The sequence below is a fragment of the Veillonella sp. ACP1 genome, from assembly GCF_000286635.1.
Taxonomy (GTDB): domain Bacteria; phylum Bacillota; class Negativicutes; order Veillonellales; family Veillonellaceae; genus Veillonella; species Veillonella atypica.
The window spans coordinates 37652-61970 of the sequence record NZ_ALKL01000011.1 but is presented as its reverse complement, the minus strand read 5'-3'; the positions used below and the strand labels follow the sequence as shown (position 1 = coordinate 61970).

At 33.6% G+C, this 24319-nt stretch carries 18 protein-coding genes and 2 pseudogenes; all 20 read left to right on the top strand.

What is annotated here, in order from left to right:
- Positions 1 to 49 precede the first annotated feature (49 nt).
- Positions 50 to 1453 carry an undecaprenyl-phosphate galactose phosphotransferase WbaP gene (gene wbaP, locus HMPREF1151_RS05455; protein WP_009661355.1) on the top strand — a complete coding sequence of 468 codons (1404 nt, stop codon included), beginning with the start codon at positions 50 to 52 and terminating at the stop codon, positions 1451 to 1453.
- Between the two features lie 19 nt (positions 1454 to 1472).
- Entirely contained in the window at positions 1473 to 2522 is a 1050-nt protein-coding gene (locus tag HMPREF1151_RS05450; protein WP_009661381.1) for a glycosyltransferase family 9 protein, read from the top strand.
- A 10-nt stretch (positions 2523 to 2532) separates the two neighbouring features.
- Positions 2533 to 3861: an O-antigen polymerase gene (locus HMPREF1151_RS05445; protein WP_009661388.1), complete on the top strand. Its 1329-nt coding sequence runs from the start codon at positions 2533 to 2535 to the stop codon at positions 3859 to 3861.
- Positions 3862 to 3864: 3 nt separating this feature from the next.
- Positions 3865 to 5265, top strand: a complete 1401-nt coding sequence (gene wzx, locus HMPREF1151_RS05440) for an O-unit flippase-like protein (protein ID WP_009661325.1) — start codon at positions 3865 to 3867, stop codon at positions 5263 to 5265.
- Between the two features lie 57 nt (positions 5266 to 5322).
- On the top strand, positions 5323 to 6459 hold the full coding sequence (locus HMPREF1151_RS05435) for a glycosyltransferase family 1 protein (protein WP_009661389.1): 1137 nt from the start codon (positions 5323 to 5325) through the stop codon (positions 6457 to 6459).
- Positions 6440 to 7510, top strand: coding sequence for a glycosyltransferase family 9 protein (locus tag HMPREF1151_RS05430; protein ID WP_009661361.1), 1071 nt, complete (start codon positions 6440 to 6442; stop codon positions 7508 to 7510). The genes HMPREF1151_RS05435 and HMPREF1151_RS05430 overlap by 20 nt, the downstream gene beginning before the upstream one ends.
- 43 nt (positions 7511 to 7553) lie before the next feature.
- Positions 7554 to 8072, top strand: a complete 519-nt coding sequence (locus tag HMPREF1151_RS05425) for an acyltransferase family protein (protein ID WP_083842112.1) — start codon at positions 7554 to 7556, stop codon at positions 8070 to 8072.
- A gap of 632 nt (positions 8073 to 8704) precedes the next feature.
- On the top strand, positions 8705 to 9265 hold the full coding sequence (gmhA, locus tag HMPREF1151_RS05415) for a D-sedoheptulose 7-phosphate isomerase (RefSeq protein ID WP_009661351.1): 561 nt from the start codon (positions 8705 to 8707) through the stop codon (positions 9263 to 9265).
- Positions 9258 to 10736 (top strand): D-glycero-beta-D-manno-heptose 1-phosphate adenylyltransferase, encoded by a 1479-nt coding sequence (gene rfaE2 / locus HMPREF1151_RS05410; protein ID WP_038141365.1) that lies wholly within the window; start codon positions 9258 to 9260, stop codon positions 10734 to 10736. Before gmhA ends, rfaE2 begins: the two co-directional genes overlap by 8 nt.
- Positions 10733 to 11667: pseudogene (gene rfaD, locus HMPREF1151_RS05405) on the top strand (ADP-glyceromanno-heptose 6-epimerase). Before rfaE2 ends, rfaD begins: the two are co-directional and overlap by 4 nt.
- Positions 11668 to 12039: 372 nt before the next feature.
- A complete protein-coding gene (locus tag HMPREF1151_RS05400; protein ID WP_009661358.1) occupies positions 12040 to 12984 on the top strand; it encodes an IS1249 family transposase in 945 nt (314 codons plus the stop codon).
- 224 nt (positions 12985 to 13208) lie between these two features.
- Positions 13209 to 13625 (top strand): IS256 family transposase, encoded by a 417-nt coding sequence (locus HMPREF1151_RS05395; protein ID WP_009661348.1) that lies wholly within the window; start codon positions 13209 to 13211, stop codon positions 13623 to 13625.
- Entirely contained in the window at positions 13585 to 13791 is a 207-nt protein-coding gene (locus tag HMPREF1151_RS09985; protein WP_071529968.1) for a transposase, read from the top strand. The genes HMPREF1151_RS05395 and HMPREF1151_RS09985 overlap by 41 nt, the downstream gene beginning before the upstream one ends.
- Before the next feature lie 39 nt (positions 13792 to 13830).
- Positions 13831 to 16008, top strand: a complete 2178-nt coding sequence (locus HMPREF1151_RS05390) for a P-loop NTPase fold protein (RefSeq protein ID WP_009661349.1) — start codon at positions 13831 to 13833, stop codon at positions 16006 to 16008.
- 71 nt (positions 16009 to 16079) lie between these two features.
- Positions 16080 to 16448 (top strand): hypothetical protein, encoded by a 369-nt coding sequence (locus HMPREF1151_RS05385; protein ID WP_009661369.1) that lies wholly within the window; start codon positions 16080 to 16082, stop codon positions 16446 to 16448.
- A gap of 580 nt (positions 16449 to 17028) precedes the next feature.
- Positions 17029 to 18087, top strand: coding sequence for an ATP-binding protein (locus tag HMPREF1151_RS05380; protein WP_009661353.1), 1059 nt, complete (start codon positions 17029 to 17031; stop codon positions 18085 to 18087).
- Positions 18088 to 18089: 2 nt separating this feature from the next.
- Positions 18090 to 20324, top strand: coding sequence for a S8 family peptidase (locus tag HMPREF1151_RS05375; protein WP_009661377.1), 2235 nt, complete (start codon positions 18090 to 18092; stop codon positions 20322 to 20324).
- Between the two features lie 199 nt (positions 20325 to 20523).
- Positions 20524 to 20925, top strand: coding sequence for a hypothetical protein (locus HMPREF1151_RS05370; RefSeq protein WP_009661383.1), 402 nt, complete (start codon positions 20524 to 20526; stop codon positions 20923 to 20925).
- A 318-nt stretch (positions 20926 to 21243) separates the two neighbouring features.
- A complete protein-coding gene (locus HMPREF1151_RS05365) occupies positions 21244 to 22527 on the top strand; it encodes an S-layer homology domain-containing protein (RefSeq protein WP_009661333.1) in 1284 nt (427 codons plus the stop codon).
- A gap of 284 nt (positions 22528 to 22811) precedes the next feature.
- A pseudogene (locus HMPREF1151_RS05360) lies at positions 22812 to 24136 on the top strand (S-layer homology domain-containing protein).
- The last annotated feature ends 183 nt before the right edge of the window (positions 24137 to 24319 follow it).

Genomic DNA, 24319 nt, shown 5'->3' with positions numbered 1-24319 from the left:
CTTTTTATTTGGGGATACTATGACAATATGTAGACATCAGAATGTAAGAATGGCTATTACAATGTTGATAACGATATTTGTTGATTATATAGCCATTATATTAGGTCTTTTATCTGCGTATCATTTGCGGATATCTTTATCATTGATTGAGGTGAGCCCTCATTTTAAGTTAGAAAGTATCTATACTTTTATCATTGTACCTATTGTTTTTTTAGTAACTTTATATTTGAATGGCTCTTATCAGATAGATAAACCTTATTGGGACAAGGTTAAAACTGTATTTCGTAGCGTCACAATTGGTGTCATTGCAGCCATTGTTTTGATGTATACAGGACATGTAACGAATGATGTATCTCGCTTGTTTGTAGGATTTAGCTATATATTTATTATGCTATTCATTACTGTGTTTAGATTTATATCTCATAAAATTTTAAATGCTCTTCAGATTTTGTATATACCTGTACTATTAGTGGGTGCTGGGAAAACAGCGGAGTTAGTTAATAAATCTTTACAGCGGATGCCTGTTTCATATTATAAAATCATTGGTTATGTAGATGATAATCCTAAATCCTATACCATTGCTAAAGAATATCCCTGTCTAGGTGCTTTTTCTGATGTTGAAAGAGTTATTAAAGATACAGGTGTACAAACAGTTCTTATTTGTGCACCGGGCCTTGAGTCTAAAAAATTGGTAGCCTTAATTAATCGATTACAACTATTGGTAAAACGCGTAGCCTTTGTGCCTGAATTATTTGGTTTGCCAACAAGTAATATTATGGCTCGTGGCATGATGGAAGAACAAGCCGTTGTATTACGAGTACAAAACAATTTGGCTCGCAAGTCTAACCGTATTATGAAACGAATCTTTGATATTGTAGCTACTGTATGTGGGGGTATTTTTATATTACCATTTATGTTAATCATAGCTATTATTATTTATTTAGATTCAGGTGGACCTATTATATATAAACAAAAACGAGTAGGCCGAGATGGAAAAGAGTTTAATTTTTATAAGTTTAGGTCTATGGTTAAAAATGCAGATATGATACTTGAAGAGTATCTAAATACTCATGAGGATGAAAAAAAAGAATGGCAAAAGAATTTTAAATTAAAAAATGATCCTCGAGTTACTAAGATAGGTAAAATAATTCGAAAAACAAGTATTGATGAATTACCGCAATTATGGAATGTATTAATTGGTGACATGAGCCTAGTTGGACCGAGACCGTTATTACCCAATGAAGTAGAACGATATAGTAGCTATATTGAGGATTATAAGTTAGTATTACCAGGACTAACCGGTGTATGGCAAGTAAGTGGTCGTAGTGATACAACATTTGAAGAACGAGTGATAATGGATTCTTGGTATATTCATAATTGGTCTGTATGGATTGATATTGTGTATTTATTGAAAACCGTTTTGGTAGTTGTGAAGTCAAAGGGTGCTTATTAAATAATATATAGGAATTAGTATGAATACATATCTTATTTACATTGCTCCAGGTATTGGTGATTTTATTATTTCCGTACCTCTTATTCAAAATATTAAGGAACAAGATCCAACAGCTGTCATTGATATATTTACATGTAGCAATAAACGACGCATAGGTCTGAATAAAAAGATGGTAGAGTTACAAGGTGATATTCGTCATTGTTACTACTATACTAAGGATGAGCCATTTCATTCTTTAATGTTTTTGTTGAAAGCTGGTTATCATAGTTATGATTATGGTATTGTACTTGAGCATTTTGATTCTAAATATATGTCATCGTGGCCGAGTAAAATTATTGATTTCTGTTGTAAAACAACCATAGGTGCTAATAATCCATATAATGGTGCGACTTATAAAAAAACTATTAATCGTCTAGATAGTTATTATATATATGATTTAGAAAATGATATTTTGAAACAGTTAGGTTTTGCGCCGACTGTTATGCAGCGTGAATCATATTCTATTGATAAGAATCTTGCATCAAAACCAATCGTAATCAACCATCCATCTATCGTTTTTTGTATAGGATCTGGTCATGTAGCAAATGAAAAATTGCATGATCCTTATGCATTAAGTCTTAAGTCATGGCCGACTAAGAATTGGGTAGAGCTTGGAAATAAACTGGTTCGACTTGGTTACGAAATTATACTTATTGGAGGTTCTATGGAGGAAGGGATGATTGCTCCTTATCGTGATGAATTAGATTCACGTATTGTTAGTTTTATAGGAGAACATTCCATTGAAGAGAGTTTTCAAGTGGTACGAGAAGCAGATCTTGTTGTCGGTGTAGATACGGGCCTTATTCATGCAGCGGCTATGCAAGGAACGGCTACATTAACACTTTTTGGTCCTACAGACCCAATTATTGTAAAACCATTTGGTCCATATAGTGAGATTATTCATTATACTGTAGAATGCTCACCATGTTTAGGTTATGATCATTCCTACACATGTATTAATAATAAATGTATGCAAGGAATTTCAGTAGATCTTGTATTAGATTCTATATTACAAATTTTCGAGAGATAGAGGGAGATTCATGGATAGTTATTTATTACTATTAATATCTTATGTGATATTTGTAGTATTAGGCTATAAGAAATTTGAATTGCCTATCATATCCCCAACAATGATTACATTGGTATCTTTAACGATTGTTATTGCTTTAGGATACTGGTATAGACATGAAATGGGAACAGACCTTTATTTTTATACTTTTATAGTAATGGCTCTTGGTGGAGGGGTTATTTTAGGTACTGGTTATGGTGTGCAGAGATGGGCTAAACTTAATTGGGGAAATCCAACATCTATTGAGTATAATTTTGATAGTAATCGCTACCCTTTAGTGGGGATAGTAAAACTTTCTGTACGATATAAATATATATCTATGTATATGATATTTTTTATTTTGTTTTCTTTATTCTGTGTATTTATTAATACGACGGGTGATAGTGATATAGGTCGTATGGCTCAATATAGAGATATTATTTTATATCCTCAATTACATCCTAATGATACACGATTTGTATTTATTAACTCTCAATTTTATAAGATTGCATGGGCCATAACATATGTGTCGGCTTATGTAGCTATATATAATGGCATTATTTTAAATAAGCCTATTTTTAAAGGAACGGGTCTTCTTACAATAGTTATTTTTTTCTGTATTGGTAGTTCTATTGCTATGGGGGCACGCCAACCAGCTATCGAAATATTTATATTCATGATTTTGACGTATCTATTTCTCCTGGTAAAAGAGCAATATTTTGATCAAATTAAAAGATTTTTATTTAAGCTCATTCCTATTACAGTAATTAGCCCCTTTTTATATATTCTTTATGGTATATTAGTAGGTCGCCACGATGGTAATAATGTAACATTACAACGGATTACTGAATTATTAGCTGGTGGTATTTATGCGTTAAATATTCATATATGGGAGCCAGCACGCACTACTTATTTCGGACAATCTAGTTTTGCTGATGTGTATGATAAATTGATTAATTTTGGCTTGTTACCAGAATCAGCACGAATGGCTTATCATGAATTTGATAAATTTGGCAATACATTATCTTTATTTGGGCGTTGGTATGAAGATTTTGGTATTTTGGGTGTTATTATTATGAGTATTATAGTAACTGCATTATTTTCATTAGCCTATGAATATTTACAGCGTCGCTCTAATGGCAATATTTGGACACATGTTTGGACAGCTATTTTTCTCACTGAACTAGTATCACTTGTATGGGCAGGTTATGATGATCGTATCCGTGCATTATTAGCATTTTATCAATTTGTTATCGTTGGTTTAATAGGGCTATTTATTTACGTAGGTTATCGAGTAAAGATAAAGCAACCAAAGAGGTAGATTATGAATATTTCCATCAAAAAAAGAGATGTTCTATGGTCTTATGGAAGTATGGCTCTTACGATGGCAGTAAATCTCTTACTATTGCCACTTTATATCTATTTCTTTACACCTGATATGGTGGGACTATGGTATGTATTTATTAGTATAGGATCTATTGCCTTACTATTTGATTTTGGTTTTTCCATTACCTTTGCTCGTAATATCACGTATTGTTGGAGTGGTGCTCAAGAACTTAAAGAAAAACATGTTGCTTTTTCTGAATCAAAAGAGGTTAATTTTTCCTTATTAAAAGCTGTCCTTAAAGCTTGTCAATCGATTTATGCTATCTTAGGTGGTAGTGCTTTAGTGTTAATGTATACTTTAGGAATGTACTATATAGGTAGCTTAGTTGGTCCGAGTTCTCACTTGGAAGCTTATATTGCATGGGCAGCGTATGGATTTGGAATTTTTTTAAATCTTTATTACAGTTACTATATCTCATTTCTTCGAGGTGTAGGTGCTATTACATTGGCTAATAAAAGTATTGTTTATGCTCGTTTATTGCAAATGGTATTTACGATTATTTTACTTTTATTGGGCTTTGGTATTATTGGGGCGAGTATAGGTTACCTTATATATGGTCTTGGATTTAAACTCTTTGGGCATAGATATTTTTATAAATATGAGCATATTGGTGAGAAATTGACATCTGCTACAAATCTTGTTGCTACATCTACAGCAGATATATTCCGAACTATTTGGTATAATGCGTGGCGAGATGGGATTGTATCTATATCTAATTATATATCAACTCAAGCAACTATTATTATTTCATCATTCTATTTAAGTTTGGCACAAACTGGTATGTATTCCATTGCTATTCAACTGACTACTGCAGTAGCTGTTGTTGCTAGTACACTATATAATACATACCAACCGGCCTTTCAAAATGCATATATAACTAAGGATCAGCCTCGTTTGATAGAATTATTTTCTTTTTCGGTGATGATATTTATTGTGATTTACTGGGTTGGTATATTGGGTTTATGGCTTATTGGACTGCCACTATTAAATATGATAAAGTCTAATTTTGCTATTTCTAATACCGTTCTTTTAGGGGCTGGTGTTATGCAATTTATTATTTATTATCGAAATTGCTATACGTCTTATTTCTCTTGTACAAATCGCATTATTTATGTAAAGAGTTTTATTTTCTCATCTGCAATAGGACTAGTATTATCTCTTTCATTTATGCAATTTTTTAATCTTGGTATTCTTGGGTTACTTGGAGGAATAATATTATCTCAATGTATGTATAACAGTTGGTACTGGCTCTACAAGGCTCATAAGGAAATGAGGATAGGTTGGATAGAATCTATTATGAAAGGGATTGTAATTATTGGGGCTAAAATTAAGAAATAATTATATTGACTCAAATATTAAATATAATTATTTTTCTATTTAGAAAGAGGAATTAATATGGAAAGTAAACCTATTCGTATTTTACATATAATTGGGATTTTAGTTGGTGGTGGTGTAGAAACAGTTGTTATGAACTATTATAAGAATATAGATCATTCTAAGATACAATTCGACTTTGTTGTTCACGACAATGATAAAGTAGATATTACAGATATTGTTGAAAAGATGGGTGGTAAGGTTTATAAGATTCCAGCATATTATAAAAATATTTTTGGTTTTATGCATGGTATCTATAATATAGTAAGGAAGAATAAATATAATATTGTTCATTGCCATATGACAACCCTTGGTATATTTTCACTATTACCTTCATGGATAGCAGGTGCTAAAGTCCGTATTTTACATGGTCATAGTACAACTGTTAAAAGTGAAACGAAGCGAAACCTTATGAAATTAGTATTACGTCCATTTTCAACATTTGTAGCTAATCGTCAATTTGCTTGCAGCAAAATAGCAGCTCGTTGGTTATTTGGACCTGATAAAAATGTAGAGATTATTAATAATGCAATTGATGTAGAAAAATTTCAATTTAATGAGCATTATCGAAAGACGCTTCGTGAAGAATTGGGGTTAGAGAATAAGTTTATTATTGGACATATAGGTAGATTTATGTATCAAAAAAATCATGAATATTTGATACAAGTATTTAATTATATAGTTCAAAAAATTCCTTCGGCACATCTTGTTCTAGTTGGTGATGGGCCTTTGAGAAAAAATATATTACAAAAAATTGAGAATTTAGGTTTATCTACACGAGTGACATATCTAGGTTTACGTAAAGATGTACATAAATTATATAGTTTATTTGATATATTTTATTTTCCATCTTGGTATGAAGGCTTAGGAATAGTAGCAATTGAGGCTCAAGCCGCAAAGTTACCAATTTTGATGAGTAATTTTGTACCAGATGAAGCCGTCGTAGATAGTACATTAGCTAAAAAATTAAACATTACAGAGCATGATATAAATTTATGGATAAATGAAACAGAACAAATTTATGAGTACACTTATCAGAAATCTAATAATTTTAGTTACCGTATGGGTGTAAATGATATTATTAAACGTAATGGTTATGATATACATAAAGAAGCAAAACGTTTAGAGGAGCTCTATTGTGAATACAGCAAAAGCTAGTACTAAGCAATTAAATATTTTAGTTGAAATTATGCATGGTCTAGGGGATACGGTATGTGCCATATCGTTATTGAAGGGAGTTCGTTATTTGTATCCTAATGCAAAGGTTACAGTACTTTGTAAGACGAACCCCGGACGTGATATTATTGAGGCTTCTTGTCTATCAATAGATAAGATTATTGTTCTTGATGTGTATAAGAATTTATATTTCACATATAAAACAATATCAGAATTAAGGCGAGAAAAATTTGATATAGGTATTAGTACAGCAATTACACCGGTAAATAAATCGCAACTTTTTATGAAACTTTGTGGAGTAAAGGAACATATAGGATTTCAAGCTTCAGGTACGAATAAATATGATTATAATATGCATTTTGTAGAAGCTAATGTAAAGACTTTAGGTTTAGATCTTAGTGATAAATTTAGGCCACAATTATATGTAGATTCTGATAGTGATGCATTTGTAGAATCTTACTTTAAAACCTTAGATAAAACCAAACCAATTATTGGATTATGTATTGGTAATGCAGATCCATCACTTACCAATCGTTGGTTACGGACGGGTCGTGTTTTTCCTAGGGCTTGGGGAATTATTCGAATGCATAATCTTCTAGAATTATTGGTGAAAGAGGGAAATCAAATTGTTCTAATTGGTGGACCTCAAGAGATACCATTATTGGAAAAGCTAGTCGAGTTTTTAAGACTACCACAAGTTATAAATTTAGTGGGAAAATGTAGTATTAAACAAAGCATAGCGGCTATTAAACGATGTACCTGTTCTATAGGTATTGATACGGGAATGCAACATATAGCGGGGGCCTTATCGGTACCGACTATATCAATATTTGGTCCCACAAATCCTAAAAATCATGGTGCATTTTCAACATGTAGTTCCTTTGTAGAACATGATGTGGATTGCAAGTACTGTTATGGAACAGATAACTATATTCATTGCAAAGATCGTCGTTGTTTAACAGAAATTACTCCACAACAAGTGATGGATACTGTGTATCAGGTATTAGATTATGAAAATAATAAGAGATTATAATCTGTGTAGTTTAATTATATAATTATCAAATTATATTAGTTATATGGGGAAATATATGAATAGGAATTTGGGGATTGAACTATTTCGTATAGTCTGTATGTTATTAATCATAACATTTCATATGTCAGATCATGGTGTCATATCTATTAATAGTTCTATGCCTATTACAGTAAATTGGCTAACTCTTGCTTTAGCAAGACTGGGTGGTGCTATAGGAAATTGCGCCTTTGTAATAATTGGTGGCTATCTGTTATGTATGAAAGAGTTTGATAGTCGTCGTGTTATTAAATTATGGCTACAAACACTTTTTTACTCTATTATATGTGGTCTTATAGCCTTTAAAATAGGAGTTATCGATGTAAGTGTAAAAAGTATTATAATGATGTTATTGCCAATTACCTATAATGAATATTGGTTTATTTCATCCTATTTAATTCTTATGCTATTGGTGCCTTTCTTAAATCCATTATTGAAGGGGATGTCACGTAACAAGCATCGAGCTTTTATAGGTCTAGGTTTACTTGTATTTAGTATTATACCAACCATAACACGAAATTCCTAGATGGATACTTATAATCATATATTGTTATTTATATTCTTATATACGATTGGTTCATATATTAAAATTTACTCTATACAGGGTCATCTTAAGTATCTATTGTATGGTTTTATATTGATGATACTAGTAACGGGATCAATTTGGGGCATAGCTTATGTAAATCAGTCCTTTGGTAAAAGCATAGATATATTTGCTCTAGTATGGCCAACCTATAAATTTACCGAATTATTGATATCGTTATTTTTCTTTTTAGGTTTTAAGGATATACGACCATTTTGTGGAAAGATGATTACATTTTTCTCTACATCTGTATTTAGTGTATATCTTCTCCATATAGGGCGTTTGAAAAATTGGATATTCCTTAGCCTACTAGATGATTCTTATGTTTATACTCAATGGTTTTTCCCTTTATGGTTAATAGCGGTAGTATTACTTGTTTTTATAGCCTGTGTGCTTATTGATAAGATACGTATTTACCTTGTAGAACGGCCAATGGATCCATTAGTAAAATCGCTGGCGGGACGGTTAAACACGTGGCTTAAAAGTAAAGAGATTATATAGGATTTATTGTTTAGGGAATTAATATGCTTTTTAGCATTAATATTAGTTCATTATATAAATAGGAGGCATTACTTATGGATATTATTACACAAAGATTTGATGATCATTTAGATATTCACACAAAGATGCGTAATTATATAGGGGACATTCGAGTAGTTGCTAATATATGCAAAAATGCTATTGATACAGGTCATAAGATTCTTTTCTGTGGTAATGGAGGATCAGCAGCTGATGCTCAACATTTGGCTGCAGAATTGGTAGGACGCTTTGTGAAAGAACGTGAGTCTTTACCTGCTATTGCTCTTACAACAGATACTTCTATTTTGACAGCTGTAGCTAATGACTATTCTTATGATGATGTTTTTTCTCGTCAAGTAGCTGGATTGGGACAAGCTGGAGATGTATTAATAGGCATTTCTACATCAGGAAATTCTAAGAATGTAGTTAAGGCCATAGAGCTAGCAAAACAGAAAGGTTTAAAAACCGTTGCTTTTACTGGTGAAGGTAGCGGTAAACTTGGTACTCTTTGCGATGCCCTGATAGCTGTTCCGTCTAAAACCACGGCCCGTATTCAAGAAATGCATATAATGGTAGGACATATTATTTGTGAAATTGTTGAGGAAGATTATGATTAAGAAAACTATTAATAAGTTTTTACACGATAGTCTCCCTAATCTTCATATAGCTGTCATTGGCGATCTAATGGTAGATCGTTATGTATTTGGCAATGTGAGCCGTATTTCACCTGAGGCTCCTGTGCCTGTTAATCGCGTATCCTCTGTGAAAGAAGTACTTGGCGGAGCTGGTAACGTAGCATCTAACTTAGCCAATCTTGACTGTCATGTCTATTTGGGTGCTGTTGCAGGTGTCGATGATCATGGTAGAGTTCTTGATAACCTATTAGCTGCTGATAGAATCGATACATCTGGTCTCATCCATGATGAAAGCCGATTGACCATTACTAAAATGCGTATTTTAGGTGATCGTCAACAAATGATGCGCCTCGATTTTGAAACGATTACACCTATTACATCTGCTGAAGAAGAACAATTAATCAGTTGGCTGGAAGGTCTTTGTCAACGTGGATTACAAGGCATCGTAATTTCCGATTATGGAAAAGGTGTATGTACACCGACATTGTTGCAATATGTATTTAAGTTGGCGAACACTTATCAAGTACAGACCATTGTAGATCCTAAGGGCGCTGATTGGTCCAAATATGATGGTGCTACATGTATCACACCGAATGTAAAAGAATTGGGTGAATCCTTAGGCCGTGTAATTCCAAATGATGATACATCTGTTATCGAGGCGGCTAAGGAAGTACTTAATAAGGTTAACATTAAATATATTATCGGTACCCGTTCAGCGAAGGGCATTACCGTTGTGGCTAAGGATGGTAGAACTTGGCATAATCCAGCCACACAACAGGATGTATTCGATGTGAGTGGGGCTGGTGATACTGTCGTAGCCATGATCATTTCATGCTTAGCTAGTGGTTTATCTATGCGATTAGCCTTACATATCGCCAATGGTGCGGCTGGTATCGTCGTATCCAAGGTGGGTACATATCCAATCCATCGCCAAGAGCTGATTGATTTATGGCGCTCTGTGCGACAATTGACAACATCTAGTCCTTTATATACGAAAGAAGAAATGAAGGCGTTAATCGATAAATGGCAAAGCATGGATGAAACCGTTGTATTTACAAATGGTTGCTTTGACATTCTACATCGAGGACACATTACGTATTTACAAGAGGCGGCACAACTTGGCGGTCACCTCATCATTGGACTTAATTCTGATGCGTCTGTTAGACGATTAAAGGGTGAAACAAGACCTATCGTATCCGAAGAGGATAGGGCTGCCTTATTAAGTGCTTTGCAATGTGTAGATGGTGTTGTCCTTTTTGAAGAGGATACGCCTGCTGAATTATTAGCTTATTTACGTCCTAATATTCTTGTTAAGGGCGGCGACTATAAAAAAGAGGATATCGTTGGTAGAGAATCTGTTGATGAAGTAGAGGTACTTTTATTTAAAGAAGGATACTCCACATCGGATATCGTAAAGAAAATAGTCACGATGGCTAAGAAGGGGAAATTATGATTATTGTAACTGGTGGTGCCGGTTTTATTGGTAGTAATATTGTGAAAGCGTTGATGATTTAACAGATGGTCGTAAAATTCGCAATCTTCAAAATTTGGATTATTTAGATTACATTGACTGTGATGATTTTGATGCTGCCATTGTAGACGGCATATTCAATGTAGGTCCTATTGAAGTCATATTCCATGAAGGCGCATGTGCAGATACGATGGAATACAATGGCAAATATATGATGAAGAACAACTACGAAGGTTCCAAAAATCTATTCCACTATTGCCAAGACCGTGCTATTCCATTTATCTATGCATCCTCTGCATCTACGTATGGCAATGGTACAAATGGCTTTGTAGAAATGCCAGAAGCAGAAGAAGCTTTAAATCCGTATGCATATTCTAAGCTATTATTTGACCGCTATGTACGTAAATTTGAGGGCGAATATACAGCGCAAGTGGTAGGCTTGCGTTATTTCAATGTATTTGGTCCTAATGAAGCACATAAGGATAAAATGGCATCTCTTGTACGCCAAATGTTCTATAAAAACCAAGAAACAGGCGTTATCAATTTGTTTGAAGGCACAGATGGCTATGAAAATGGTGGTCAAACACGTGATTTCATCTATGTCAAAGACGTGGTAAATGTAAACTTCTATTTCTGGGAACATCCTGAAATTTCTGGTACATTCAACTGCGGTACAGGTCACGCACATAGCTTCAATGAATTCATGCAATCTGTTATTGACTATAATGGTAAAGGTCGTATTGAATACATTCCGTTCCCAGAAGTGTTGATTGGTAAATACCAAAGCTTTACCGAAGCTGACACAACAAAATTATTGGCGGATGGTTATGATAAGGGATTCACGCCATTAGCAGATGCAGTAAAGGAGTATTGTGAATTATTAGATAATAACGAAGGATATCTTCGCCGCTAATATACTTGTATATCCAGACTAAATGATTTAAGAGAAGTTCATTTAGTATAGAATTATCCATCTTTACTCTGTAAAGCTGTTTATTCTCTTTATACTAGGTGTATTAGGATTCTAATTATGGGGAATCTTTCTATATACAAAACGATAAAAATTTTACCATTTTATATATTCTATCTCTCAAATATATAGTATTACATAAATAAGAAAATAGATGCTTTCTGTAAAATACAAAAAGCATCTATTTTTTACATACTATTAAACAGGGTTATAGGACGAAAAGTGTTGCTAAAAAGTCTGAAACCCCTTGATTTTACTGACTCAAATAAGGTTTTATCTTTCTAAAGAGATAAATTTTTTAGAAGGAGTATAATTATGAAACTAGTCAGATGCCCTAATTGTGGTTTCGTCTGCAAGAGAAATGGTAAAACAAATGCGGGTTCTCAATGTTGGTATTGTAATCAATGTTCTTGCTCATTCACAAATAAAGTGAATAAAACTAACAATAATTTACAGATATTTTTGGATTGGTTATTTGGTAAACACACACAGTTAGATATGGCTGGCGAGGGACGTTCATTTCGTAGAAAAACATCACAGTTTTGGGAGCTTTGGCCATTACCACCAAAAGTTGAATCATCAAGTAGTGTGGTATTTGTTGATGGTATTTATTTAGCTAGAAATGCTTGTATTTTAATCTGTTGTAATGAGACGCATATCTTAGGCTGGTATGTTTGTAGATATGAGCATTCTAAGGCTTGGGAGGCTTTATTACGACGTATTTTATCACCTATAGTAGTTATATCCGATGGTGGTACCGGCTTTCAAAAGGCATTAAAAAAAGTTTGGCCGAAAGCCAAACTACAAAGGTGCTTATTTCATGCATTTCAACAAGTAAAACGCTATACAACAATACGTCCTAAAACGATTGCTGGTTGTGAGTTATATGGAATTGCAAGGGATTTATTAACAATACACACGCAAGATCATGCTATGAAGTGGATACAAAACGTTATGTCATGGAAAGTACGACATAGGGTATTCCTATCAGAAATAACAGTTGATGAAAATGGTACGATACGACCTAAACATGAACGACTTATAAAAGCAGTGTTCTGGTGGTGCTATATGCACTCACCAAACCCGCTTTCTAATGCAGAAATACTTAAGGTTATGCCGACCAACAAGAGTATTTCTGATATATATCATACCATACATGAACAATTTAGGTTGGAAGCTTCTATTCCGACTTGGGGTGATGCTATTGTTTGGAGTGATTTACATAATTATGATCGCCTATTTACCAAACTTTGGGACTAAAATAGCAACACTTTTTGCCCTATAACCCTAATTTGGGCAGTGTAATATATTTTGTGTAAACTGTTCTCAAACAATTGAAAAGAGAACCAATCTTCTTTATGATTAAGTTACCAATCAAAATCACAGAAAGAAGGTTGATTCTCTATGTTTAATGGTAACATAATCTTAGTTGACACTCCAGATAATCATTCAGTTTTTATGGATTCATCTCGTAATTTGAAGAAATGATTATACAGTTATATCAAAAAGGTATTACCACACGTGAAATAGCAGATATTATTGAAAAAATGTATGGTTGCTATTATTCGCCACAAACTATCTCTAACATGACTAAAGTCGTTGCAGAAGAAGTGGATGCGTTTCATAATCGGCCATTACCTTCACAGTTTGCTGTAGTCTATCTAGATGCTACTTTTATTACCGTTAAACGTGGAACAGCGCAAAAAGAGGCTCTTTATGTTTTAATTGGTATTACACCATCAGGCGAGAAACATGTCGTTGATTATGGCATATATCCTAATGAAAGCACATTAGCCTACAAAGAGCGATTAGATTATGTAAAACAAAGAGGTCTAGAGGATATTCTCCTTTTTATCGCTGGTGGTTTTCAAGGATTGCAGCAAGCTTGTCAGGAAATCTAAGTATCCTAAGATTACGAATACATTATCCGATATTACTGATGTATTCACTTTTTTAGAGTTTCCTGAATCCATTAGACCGTCAATCTATTCTAATGATCTAATTGAAGGCTGGAATAGACAACTAAAAAGACGTTTGCACAAAATTATTGACACTACCGATTTATAAGGTGTAGAAATTGTAGTATTAAATAGGGGAAAAAAGATTATGAACTATAACTCAGATAAACCAATTGAATCTTCAGAACAGGATTTACTTGGGAGAATAACATTCGCCAAACAGTTAGGGGAAGCAATATACAAATATGATGGCAAAGATGGATTAGTTATAGGCGTATTTGGTAAATGGGGAGCTGGCAAGACATCTATTTTGAATATGGTTGTAAATGAAATAAACTATTTGTCTGAGAGTAATGATGAGAGGCCTATTATTGTAAATTTTTCCCCTTGGAATTATACCGATAAAGATAATCTTATCAGTATATTCTTTGAGGACTTGAGAAAAAAGATAAAATTTAATAGTAATAATGAAAACATGAAACAAATAGTTAAGGCTATAGATCAGTATTCTGGAGTCTTAAATTTATTATCATTTACATCAGTTGTATTAAATCAGAATTGGATTATGATGTTAAAGTACCCTTTTAAATATTTTTATCAATATATTAGAGGCAAGATATTAGAAGATACTAATCTAGATAAAGCAAAGACAAATCTAGAAAAAGCACTTATTAAAAGTAATCAAAAAATTATTGTGATTATAGATGATATTGATCGTTTGACCAATACACAGATTAGGGATATTTTTCAATTAGTTAAGCAGGTTGGTAACTTTCCTAATATAATATATGTTTTATCCATGGATAGAGATGTTGTATGTAGTGCTTTAGAAAGTGTACATAATATTGATGGTGCAGAATATTTAGAAAAAATTGTACAGATTCCATTTGAAATACCTGCACTTTTGAAGCCAAAATTGAAAGAGATATTTTTAGAAAAGCTTGATGATACAGTTAATGATATTTCTGATAATGTTAAAATTGATAAATATTATTGGAGTGAAGTCTTTATAAATTGTATAGAGCCATACATTAAGACATTAAGAGATGTAAATCGAGTTATAAATACATTTCAATTTAGATATAAATTATTAAGTACAGAGACTTCTTTGGAAGATGTGGTAGCTCTTACTACTATTGAGGTTTTAGAACCTCAATTATATCAGTGGATTGGTAGCAATAAAGATTTACTTTGTAGCACGGCAAATCATAACTCATTATCTGGGTCTAAGGGAAAAAAAGATTATCGAGAATCTATTGTTACTGAATTAAAAAATATAGGTATAAATACGGATATAGCGATAAAGTATCTCACAACATTATTTCCCGTATTTGCAAGTGAAATGAGTTCTAGTAATTCTGGATACCTATCATCAAATATTAGCGAGTCTCTGCGAATAGCACAAGAGAATCGATTTGACTTATATTTTTTGTTTGACTTGAGAGGGATTCCAGTTCCAAGATATGTAATTAATGATTGTATAAATGAACTCGAGTTAAATGATTTAATTATTACGATCACTCAAATTAATAATGAGGGGAATATTGAATATTTTATAGATGAACTAAGATCACTAGTTGATACTATTCCTTATAAGCGATTAGGGTTATTATCATCTGTAATATTAAATAAACTATACACATTCTCTAATAATAGCGGATTTTTTAGGTTATCAGCATATAGTAAAGCCGAATTTCTTGCTTTTGATATTATGAATAGAATTAACGATGAAAGTGAACGATATAGTTTAATTAAAAATGTATTAGAAAATATAAATAAAGAGCAACTAGGGTCGTTAGCTTCTTTTATCAATGAAATAGAAATATCTCATGGAAGGCTCGCAGGAAAAGAGGGAAATATAGATAAACAACTTATTGGTTTGCATTACTTAAATAATATAGAAGAAATTTATATTTCAAAAATCAATGAGATTACTCAATCTGAAGCAATTATTGATATTAAAGGGTTTTATATGGCTTTCTATTTGTGGGAGTGTATCGATAAAGATAGAGCACAAAATTATTTAGACAATATATTGAACGAGGATTGCAATATACTTAAGTTTATATGTGCTATTGCAAGTAGGTGGACGAGTAGTAATGGTGATAGTGGGTGGGATTTTCCAGTAGATAAGTATTTAACATATGTTTCTAAAGATACAATATATGAGAAAATTCAAGCGTTTGATAAAGGACTATTGGATATATTTACATTAGAAGATCAGATTAAACTAGCTTCTTTTGTTTTAAATTATGAGAGCGCAAATCACCATAATGTTAGTGAAGAAGAAGCTATGAAGTTTGTAAATGACTGGATAAATCAATGAAGTTAAATAATTATTATATAAGTAGATTTAGGAATAGCATAACCAAACTATTAACATTTATTTGGCATTCTATGAGAACTGATATATATACGCAGTATCGTCTTTATATTAAAGAAGAATTAATTAATAAATCTAACTCAGAGTTACGAATTATACATCAATTATTAGTAAGTGATTTTGAAAGTCGATATATGTTTATATGGGGCACGATTGCTTTAGGTGCTATTTTGACACTTGTAGTAAGTATAGGATCAAATTTAGCAATAGAAGTATTAAAAGCGGGTGCTAATGAAATCATTGTATTTGCCTATAGCCAATTTATGATAGTTACCATAAAAGCACTATTGTTCTGTAGCGCAGTTGGATTTGTTTTAACTATGCATTTGAGTATTTCAAAATTTAAATCTATTGGGTTTTATGGTATTTTTTTGTCGGAGTAATAGGGGTAACTTATTGGAGTCATTATGAATACCCTATTATTATGGATTTATTTTTTCTAATATTAAGTTGTATATGTACAGGTATTATGTTTGCCGCAGTTTTTGACACTATAAAAAAATGTGCTGTTATTAAGAAATTAATAATAGAGGATCTTATAAGTAGTAGACAAAAGAGTATTTGATTACCAAAAATTGTTAATTGATTAGATAATTTTACTTAATACGCTTTGGTTAATATTCAAAATTTGATATTTTTGAACATTACTAGATATTGAAATGATATAAACAGGACAGTTGATGAGAATTAGCTGTCTTTTTTAGGCTCTCTGTCAAATGTAGTGGTGTCACCCCAACATTTGACAGAGAGCCCCACCTTGTATTACTTTAATTATTTGTTAATTAGCATATCAATAAAACTTTATATTAGCAATACTAATAAGAATTCGAGAAAAGAGGTGCTGACTTCGGTCCGTGCCTCTTTTGTTTAGAGGTCTTTCTAAATGACATGTTATTTTGTCCCAAAATATATATTATTTGTCCCAAATGTGTTAATATAAACATAATAATGGAGGACGAATCTATGAAGAAGCAGAATATCATCAATCTCATAAAGTATCATGTAGAAAAGAATGAAGTGGCATTTAGAAATGAAGCTATTGGTATTGCACGATATTTTGATAGTCATAATGATGAACAATTAGCTGAATACATCATGGGGCTGCTTTCAGAAGCAAATGTATATTCTCCGCAAAGTACATCATTTGATCAAGGGTATTTAAAACCGATATCATTGGATAAAGAGGAGCCTTTATATCTACCAGTATCGTTGACAGAGGATATAAAGGGAATTATTAATGCTATTAATCATAATATAGGTATTGGTAAGTTTTTGTTCGAAGGAGCACCAGGAACAGGTAAAACTGAGGCTGCTAAAATTATTGCCAAATTATTGCATCGTTCATTATTAATGGTTGATTTTGACCACTTGATTGATAGCAAATTAGGCCAAACAAACAAGAATATTTCTGCAGTATTTAAGGAAATTAATTCAATTTCTAATATAAATCAATATATTATACTTATTGATGAGATTGATGTCATTGCATTAGATCGTGTTAATATTAATGATGTACGTGAAATGGGTCGTGCTACGTCAACATTATTTAGAGAGTTAGATCGGCTGACAGAATTAAATAAAGAGATTGTTATTATTGCTACTACTAATTTATTTAAAAATTTTGATAAGGCTTTAATTAGGAGATTTGATTCGGTTATTAATTTTAATCGGTATACGACAGATGATTTAATTGAAATTGGGGAGCATTACTTTAATCAATATAGTAAGAACTTTAAAGACATATCGAAGGATATGCGCTTATTCAAAAAAATATTACGTCTATCAAAAGAACTGCCTTATCCTGGTGAATTAAGAAATATCATTAAGATATCATTAGCATTTAGTACGCCTAATGATACATTTGATTATTTGAAACGTTTATATAATGACTTGATTGGTGATTTGGACCAAAAAGATGTAAGCACTTTACATACTGAAGGGTTTACCGTTAGAGAAATAGAAAAATTAAAAGGGGAGTCTAAGAGTTCCGTATCTAGAAAATTAACTACGATGGGAGCATAACTATGAATAGTATATTGGAATTGAAAGGGAAACGATTTGAGCAAGAATCTAGACGCGGTGGCGGTGGTGGAGCGTCTATGAATAGTAAAGTCGTTGTTACTGCTACACATATTAATCGTCTTATTCATCAATTGAAAGATATACAGAGATTTTGGGCCGATGAGCAGCGGGCTTTCACAGGTGTTCTCATTAGTGTTCATTATAATAAAATTGTTGCGAAGAGTAATCGGATATCAGGCCTATTTAAAGGCGCTGAGTCTAATACATGCGTAGTAGGTGCTAAATTTGATGATAGTAAAAGTAAGCATATTATTACGTATTATATTAATTCTCAAGATTTAGATTCGAGTATACAGTTCTTAAATGATGCAAGAGATATTTTGGAGACTCATTTTCATGGCCAAATGAACAAAATCTGTCATGAAGATAGAGATCATAGTCACTTCCCTGCAGCGTATTTTGCTAATAGAATTCTTTCAAAATCTGCTTTTAGACAGATTATAGCTGATGTATCATATATTGAATCATTTCAGGTAGATATTCCTAAATTAGAAGATACGAGTAGCATTATTACACTGTATAATGTTGGTATTGATACACAAGTACTACTTCAACATATTGGTATTAATATTATGCGTAGTCGTATATTAGATCATCGTAGTGTATATTTAGATGCAAATCAGTTACAAGTATTGAGTCAAAAAATGCCGTACTTGGTTGCTATGTCGACTATCGATCTTTCAACATTAACGGTTGATTCTAATCAAAGTGAGTATGAAACTAGTGATGCTTTGATATTCGCGCCTACAATAGAACCGACAATTGGTGTAATCGATACATTGTTTGATGAGCGTGTTTATTTTTCAAATTGGGTTGAATATCATGAGATGGTATCTAAAGATATTCCTAGAGATGCAAACGATTATAAGCATGGAACCGCTGTTTCTTCGATTATCGTTGATGGGCCTAGAATGAATCCGTGGCTAGATGATCATTGTGGACATTTTAAGGTACGCCACTTTGGTGTTGCTGTGGGGCAGCAATTTTCTTCCTTTTCTATTATTAAACAAATTAAATCTATCATTGCGGATAATCTAGATATTAAGGTATGGAATATATCTCTTGGTAGCAATCAGGAAATTAATGATAATTTTATATCTGCAGAGGCAGCTGTACTTGATCAAATTCAATTTGAATACGACGTTATTTTTGTGATTGCTGGTACGAATCGGTCTAGTGAAAGTATTATAAAAATCGGTTCACCTGCAGATTCTATTAATGGTATTGTCGTTAATGCTATTACTAAATTTGGTGTTTCAACACAATATTCCCGATGTGGATTAGCGCTGTCTTTCTTTGCAAAACCAGACGTTAGTTATTATGGTGGCAGTAGCGAGCAATATATGAAGGTATGTGAACCATTAGGCCCTGTTTTAGTAGGTGGCACATCATATGCAGCACCATGGATTGCCCGCAAACTATCCTATTTAATCGATATCGTAGGGCTACGTAGAGAAGTGGCAAAAGCATTAATCATCGATGCAGCTAAAGGATGGAATAAAGCACCTACTGCAGATGAAATTGCATGGTATGGCCATGGTATAGTCCCTATTGATATTAATGAGATTTTACAATCAAAAGATGATGAGATTAAGTTTTTAATTTCCGATGTTAGTGAAAAATGGAATACCTATAATTATGAGTTTCCAGTACCTATGAAATCTGATGAATATCCATATATTGCTAGGGCAACCATGTGTTATTTTCCAATGTGTAATCGTTCACAGGGGGTAGATTATACCAATACAGAGCTGAATCTTCATTTTGGTAGAATTAATGATAAAGGCAAGATTATAGCAATTAATGATGATAAACAAAATACGGAACAAACGGGGCGGTTAAGGTATCTACTAGAGGAAGAAGCACGCAAGCAATTTAGAAAATGGGATAATGTGAAGTATATAAGGGAACGCAGTGATAAGCGATTAGAGTCAAAGAAATCTTATACTAACAAAAATTGGGGCATGGAAATTAAGACTAGTAATCGTTTAGACCCTAGAGATGGTTTTGGTGTCCGCTTTGGTGTCGTTGTGACCTTAAAGGAAATAAATGGCGTTAATCGAATTGACGAGTTTATAAGAAACTGTAATCTGAGAGGTTGGATTGTCAATCGATTAGATGTAGAAAACCGCATCGATATTCATAAGAAAATCAATGAAGAGATTGAATTGCTGTAGTTATATTATTATATTAATAGTGAATTTCTAGTGTAAATATTCATTTGAAAAATCTAATAAAGTTTATATTCAATTTATTGCCCCCTAACACATCGATTTTATATAATCAATATATGAATGAAATTATCATGAAAATCGATTGAGTCGATTTCATATTATTAGATGGGTATGTATATAATGTGTATTGATGGGGGTTAGTATGGGGACATATGTATTGTCTGTAGGAAACAAACAACCGATTCATATAGAAATTATGAATGCAGCTAATGATGTAGTTGTTAACGGACAATTGAATCGATATCGTCTTGATTATGATATGGAAACCAGTGCTGCCATCTTGCGCTTTTCCTTGCAAGGTTCAGATATCGTATACTCATTACAACTAGGTGAGGCAGATACAGCCCTTGAAGCGGAGGCTATGACACCACAAGAGATTTTCTTTACCATTGTTAATTTCCTTGGTGAGCTTATTCATAAGGCAAAATTCTTTGGCCGTACATTAGCTATGAAACTAGATGACACAACATCTCGTGTATACGTGAAAGACTTGTTACAAACACACGATACATACCGTGTATTTACTGGTAAACTAGCGTACTAATGTATTGCAATATAAACATAATATTGATAGAACCCCAAAATATGAGGCATCGACTATGATCGATGCCTCATGTTTTGTGTACATTGGAATTATAGAAGTTAAATGAGTATCTTATTGATATCATAATGGTTTCATGAAAATTAAATGAAAATTTATATTGATATTAATAATTATTAATAAATTAATGATAGTATATTAGTGTATATTACAAACTAATGATTATGTTTTATATGGAAACATGGATACATATGAAAAATCATTGGGCTGTAGCATGCGTATTTTGTATTTTGTTTTCTTATAAAGAAGAGGTATTGTATTATGAAAAAACAATTCGCAGCAATTTTTGCAGCAACAGCTGTTTTGGGTGTAACTACTGCATTTGCAGCTAACCCATTCTCCGATGTAACTCCTGATTCTTGGGCATACCAAGCAGTTTCCCAATTGGCAGCAGCTGGTATCGTTAACGGTTATCCAGATGGTACTTTCAAAGGCCAAAATGATATCACTCGTTATGAAATGGCTCAAATGATTGCGAAAGCAATGGCTAACCAAGATCGCGCTAATGCAGAACAACAAGCTATGATCAACCGTTTGGCTGATGAATTCTCCAACGAATTGAATAACTTGGGTGTTCGTGTTGCTAAATTGGAAGACCGTGTTGGTAATGTAAAAGTAACTGGCGATATGCGTCTTCGTTATCTTGGTTCTCAAAAGAAAAATGGTAGCTATGTAAATACTACTGGGGATTATAGCAAACATTCCAAATTTGATGCTCGTGCACGTGTTCAATTCAATGCAAAAGTAAATGACCGTACAGAAGCTGTTGTTCGTATGACTTCTGGTGATTTTGAATTGGGTGATGCTAGTAGCACTGCATCTGCTTCCATCGATCGCGCTTATGTAAACCATAAATTTGGTGAACGTGTATCTGTGAAAGCTGGTCGTTTCGATCAAACTATCGGTAATGGCTTGATTTATGATGATGCATTTGATGGTGCTCAATTCAATGTAGGCAACGATAAAGTTCAATTCCAAGCTGCATATGGTTATATGGTTGCTGGTTCTGAAGATGAAAATCAAAAAGATAATCATACATTAACTTATGTTGGTGTTAAAGGTGATTTGAATAAACACGTTAATCTTGGTGGCTTCTATACACGCAGCAATGATAAAGGTAATGACTGGAGAAATATTTATGGCTTCAGCACTGATATGAACTTTGATAAAGTTTGGGTTGGTGGTGAATGGGTTCGCGCTTCTCATGTTAAAAAAGGAGATGCTTGGACAGCAGGTATTGGATATGGTAATTATGACCAAGCAAAACAAGGTACTTGGGGTGTAAAAGCTCAATACTTTAACTTTGGTGAAAACATGGGTGCCGTATCTTCCACATGGGATATTGCTTATGACTATACTAATACTTATGCTGGTGGTACTGATTTCCGTGGTTACAAAGGCTGGTTGGCAACTGCTAACTATGCATTGCAAGACAATGTTGGTTTGACTGCATACTATGGTTTCAATAACAAAACAAATAAAGCAACAGGTAATAACGAAAAATTATCCAACTACTACCGTGTTGACCTTAACTACCAATTCTAATCAAATAGATTGGGATAACTTAATCACTCTTGAAAGGATAGCGAAGCATAAGCTTCGCTATCTTTTTTGCTATGTTATAGTTTTTAACTTGTGTTGGTGCTTTTTTTATGACCCATGAAAATCCAATGAACTTTTCTCTGAAATATAAAATATTTGTTATAGTATGTTATACTTATGTTATATTCTGTATATAACGGTTATCACTTATAAGGGGTTAGGGAGATACGTGTTAGTAGGGCCGAATTGCAGATGTGTATGATTCTTTTTTGGAGAGAGGTATAGTTATGAAAAAACAATTTGCCGCTATCTTTGCAGCAACAGCTGTGTTGGGTGTAACAACTGCGTTTGCAGCGAACCCATTTCCGATGTAACCCCTGATTCTTGGGCCTACCAAGCCGTGTCTCAATTGGCTAGCACTGGTATCATCACGGGCTATCCAGATGGTACTTTCAGAGGCGAAAATGGTATTACTCGTTTCCAAGTAGCACAAATGGTAGCGAAGGCGCTTGCTAACCAAGATCGTGCGAATGCGGAACAACAAGCCTTGATTAACCGTTTGGCTGATGAATTCTCTAACGAATTAAATAACTTGGGCGTTCGCGTGGCTCGTTTAGAGGACCGCGTAGGTAATGTGAAAGTAACCGGTGATATGCGCCTTCGTTATCTTGGTTCCCAAAAGAAAGATGGTAACTATGTAAATGCTATGGGCGATTACAGCAAAGGTTCCCAATTCGACGCGCGTGCTCGCATTCAATTCAATGCGAAGGTGAATGACCGCACAGACGCTGTCGTTCGCGTAACTTCTGGGGACTTTGAATTTGGCGATGCAACTAATGGTGGCAATGCAACGGCTACTATCGATCGCGCTTATGTAAATCATAAATTTGGTGAACGCGTGTCTGTGAAAGCTGGTCGCTTTGACCAAATGCTCGGCAACGGTTTGATTTACGATGACACATTCGACGGCGTTCAATTCAATGCAGGTAACGATAAAGTTCAATTCCAAGCAGCCTACGGCTATGCTGTGGCAGGTGCTTTTGACGGCTTAACTAAAAAATCTAATAAAACTTTCACCTATGCAGGCGTTAAAGGTCAACTTAATAAACATGTGAACCTTGGTGGCTTCTATGCGCGTAGAAATGCGCACAAATCTAGTGGTGACGCACTTAGAAACATGTATGGCTTCAGCACAGACATGAACTTTGATAAAGTTTGGGTTGGTGGCGAATGGGTGAAAGCAGCTGGCGTTTCTCACGGTTCTGCATGGACTGCTGGCCTTGGCTATGGTGACTACGACCAAGCAAAACGCGGTTCTTGGGACGTAAAAGCACAATACTTCAACTTCGGCCAAAACTTAGGCGCTGCATCCTCCACATGGGACATCGCTTACGATCTAACTAATACCGCATGGATGGCTACACCAGCTGGTACAATTAGTGCAATGAACTACCAAGGCTTCAAAGGCTGGTTATTAACTGCTGATTACGCATTACAAAAGAACGTGGGCTTAACAGCATACTACGGATTTAATAACAAAACAAACAAGGCTACTGGCGATAACGAAAAACTTTCCAACTACTACCGCCTAGACCTTAACTACCAATTCTAATATGATGATTGGTATCGTTCATAACTAACACAATCCCCTTGATGAGTATCTAGGTACTTATCAAGGGGATTTTAAATTAGAACACGCCTGTAGTAATTAGCAAGACGAGTCTGATATAGTGTCTCTGGAATTAGAACAGGCGTGTTCTAATTTGTAAGATAGCCTGATATAGTGTCTCTAGAA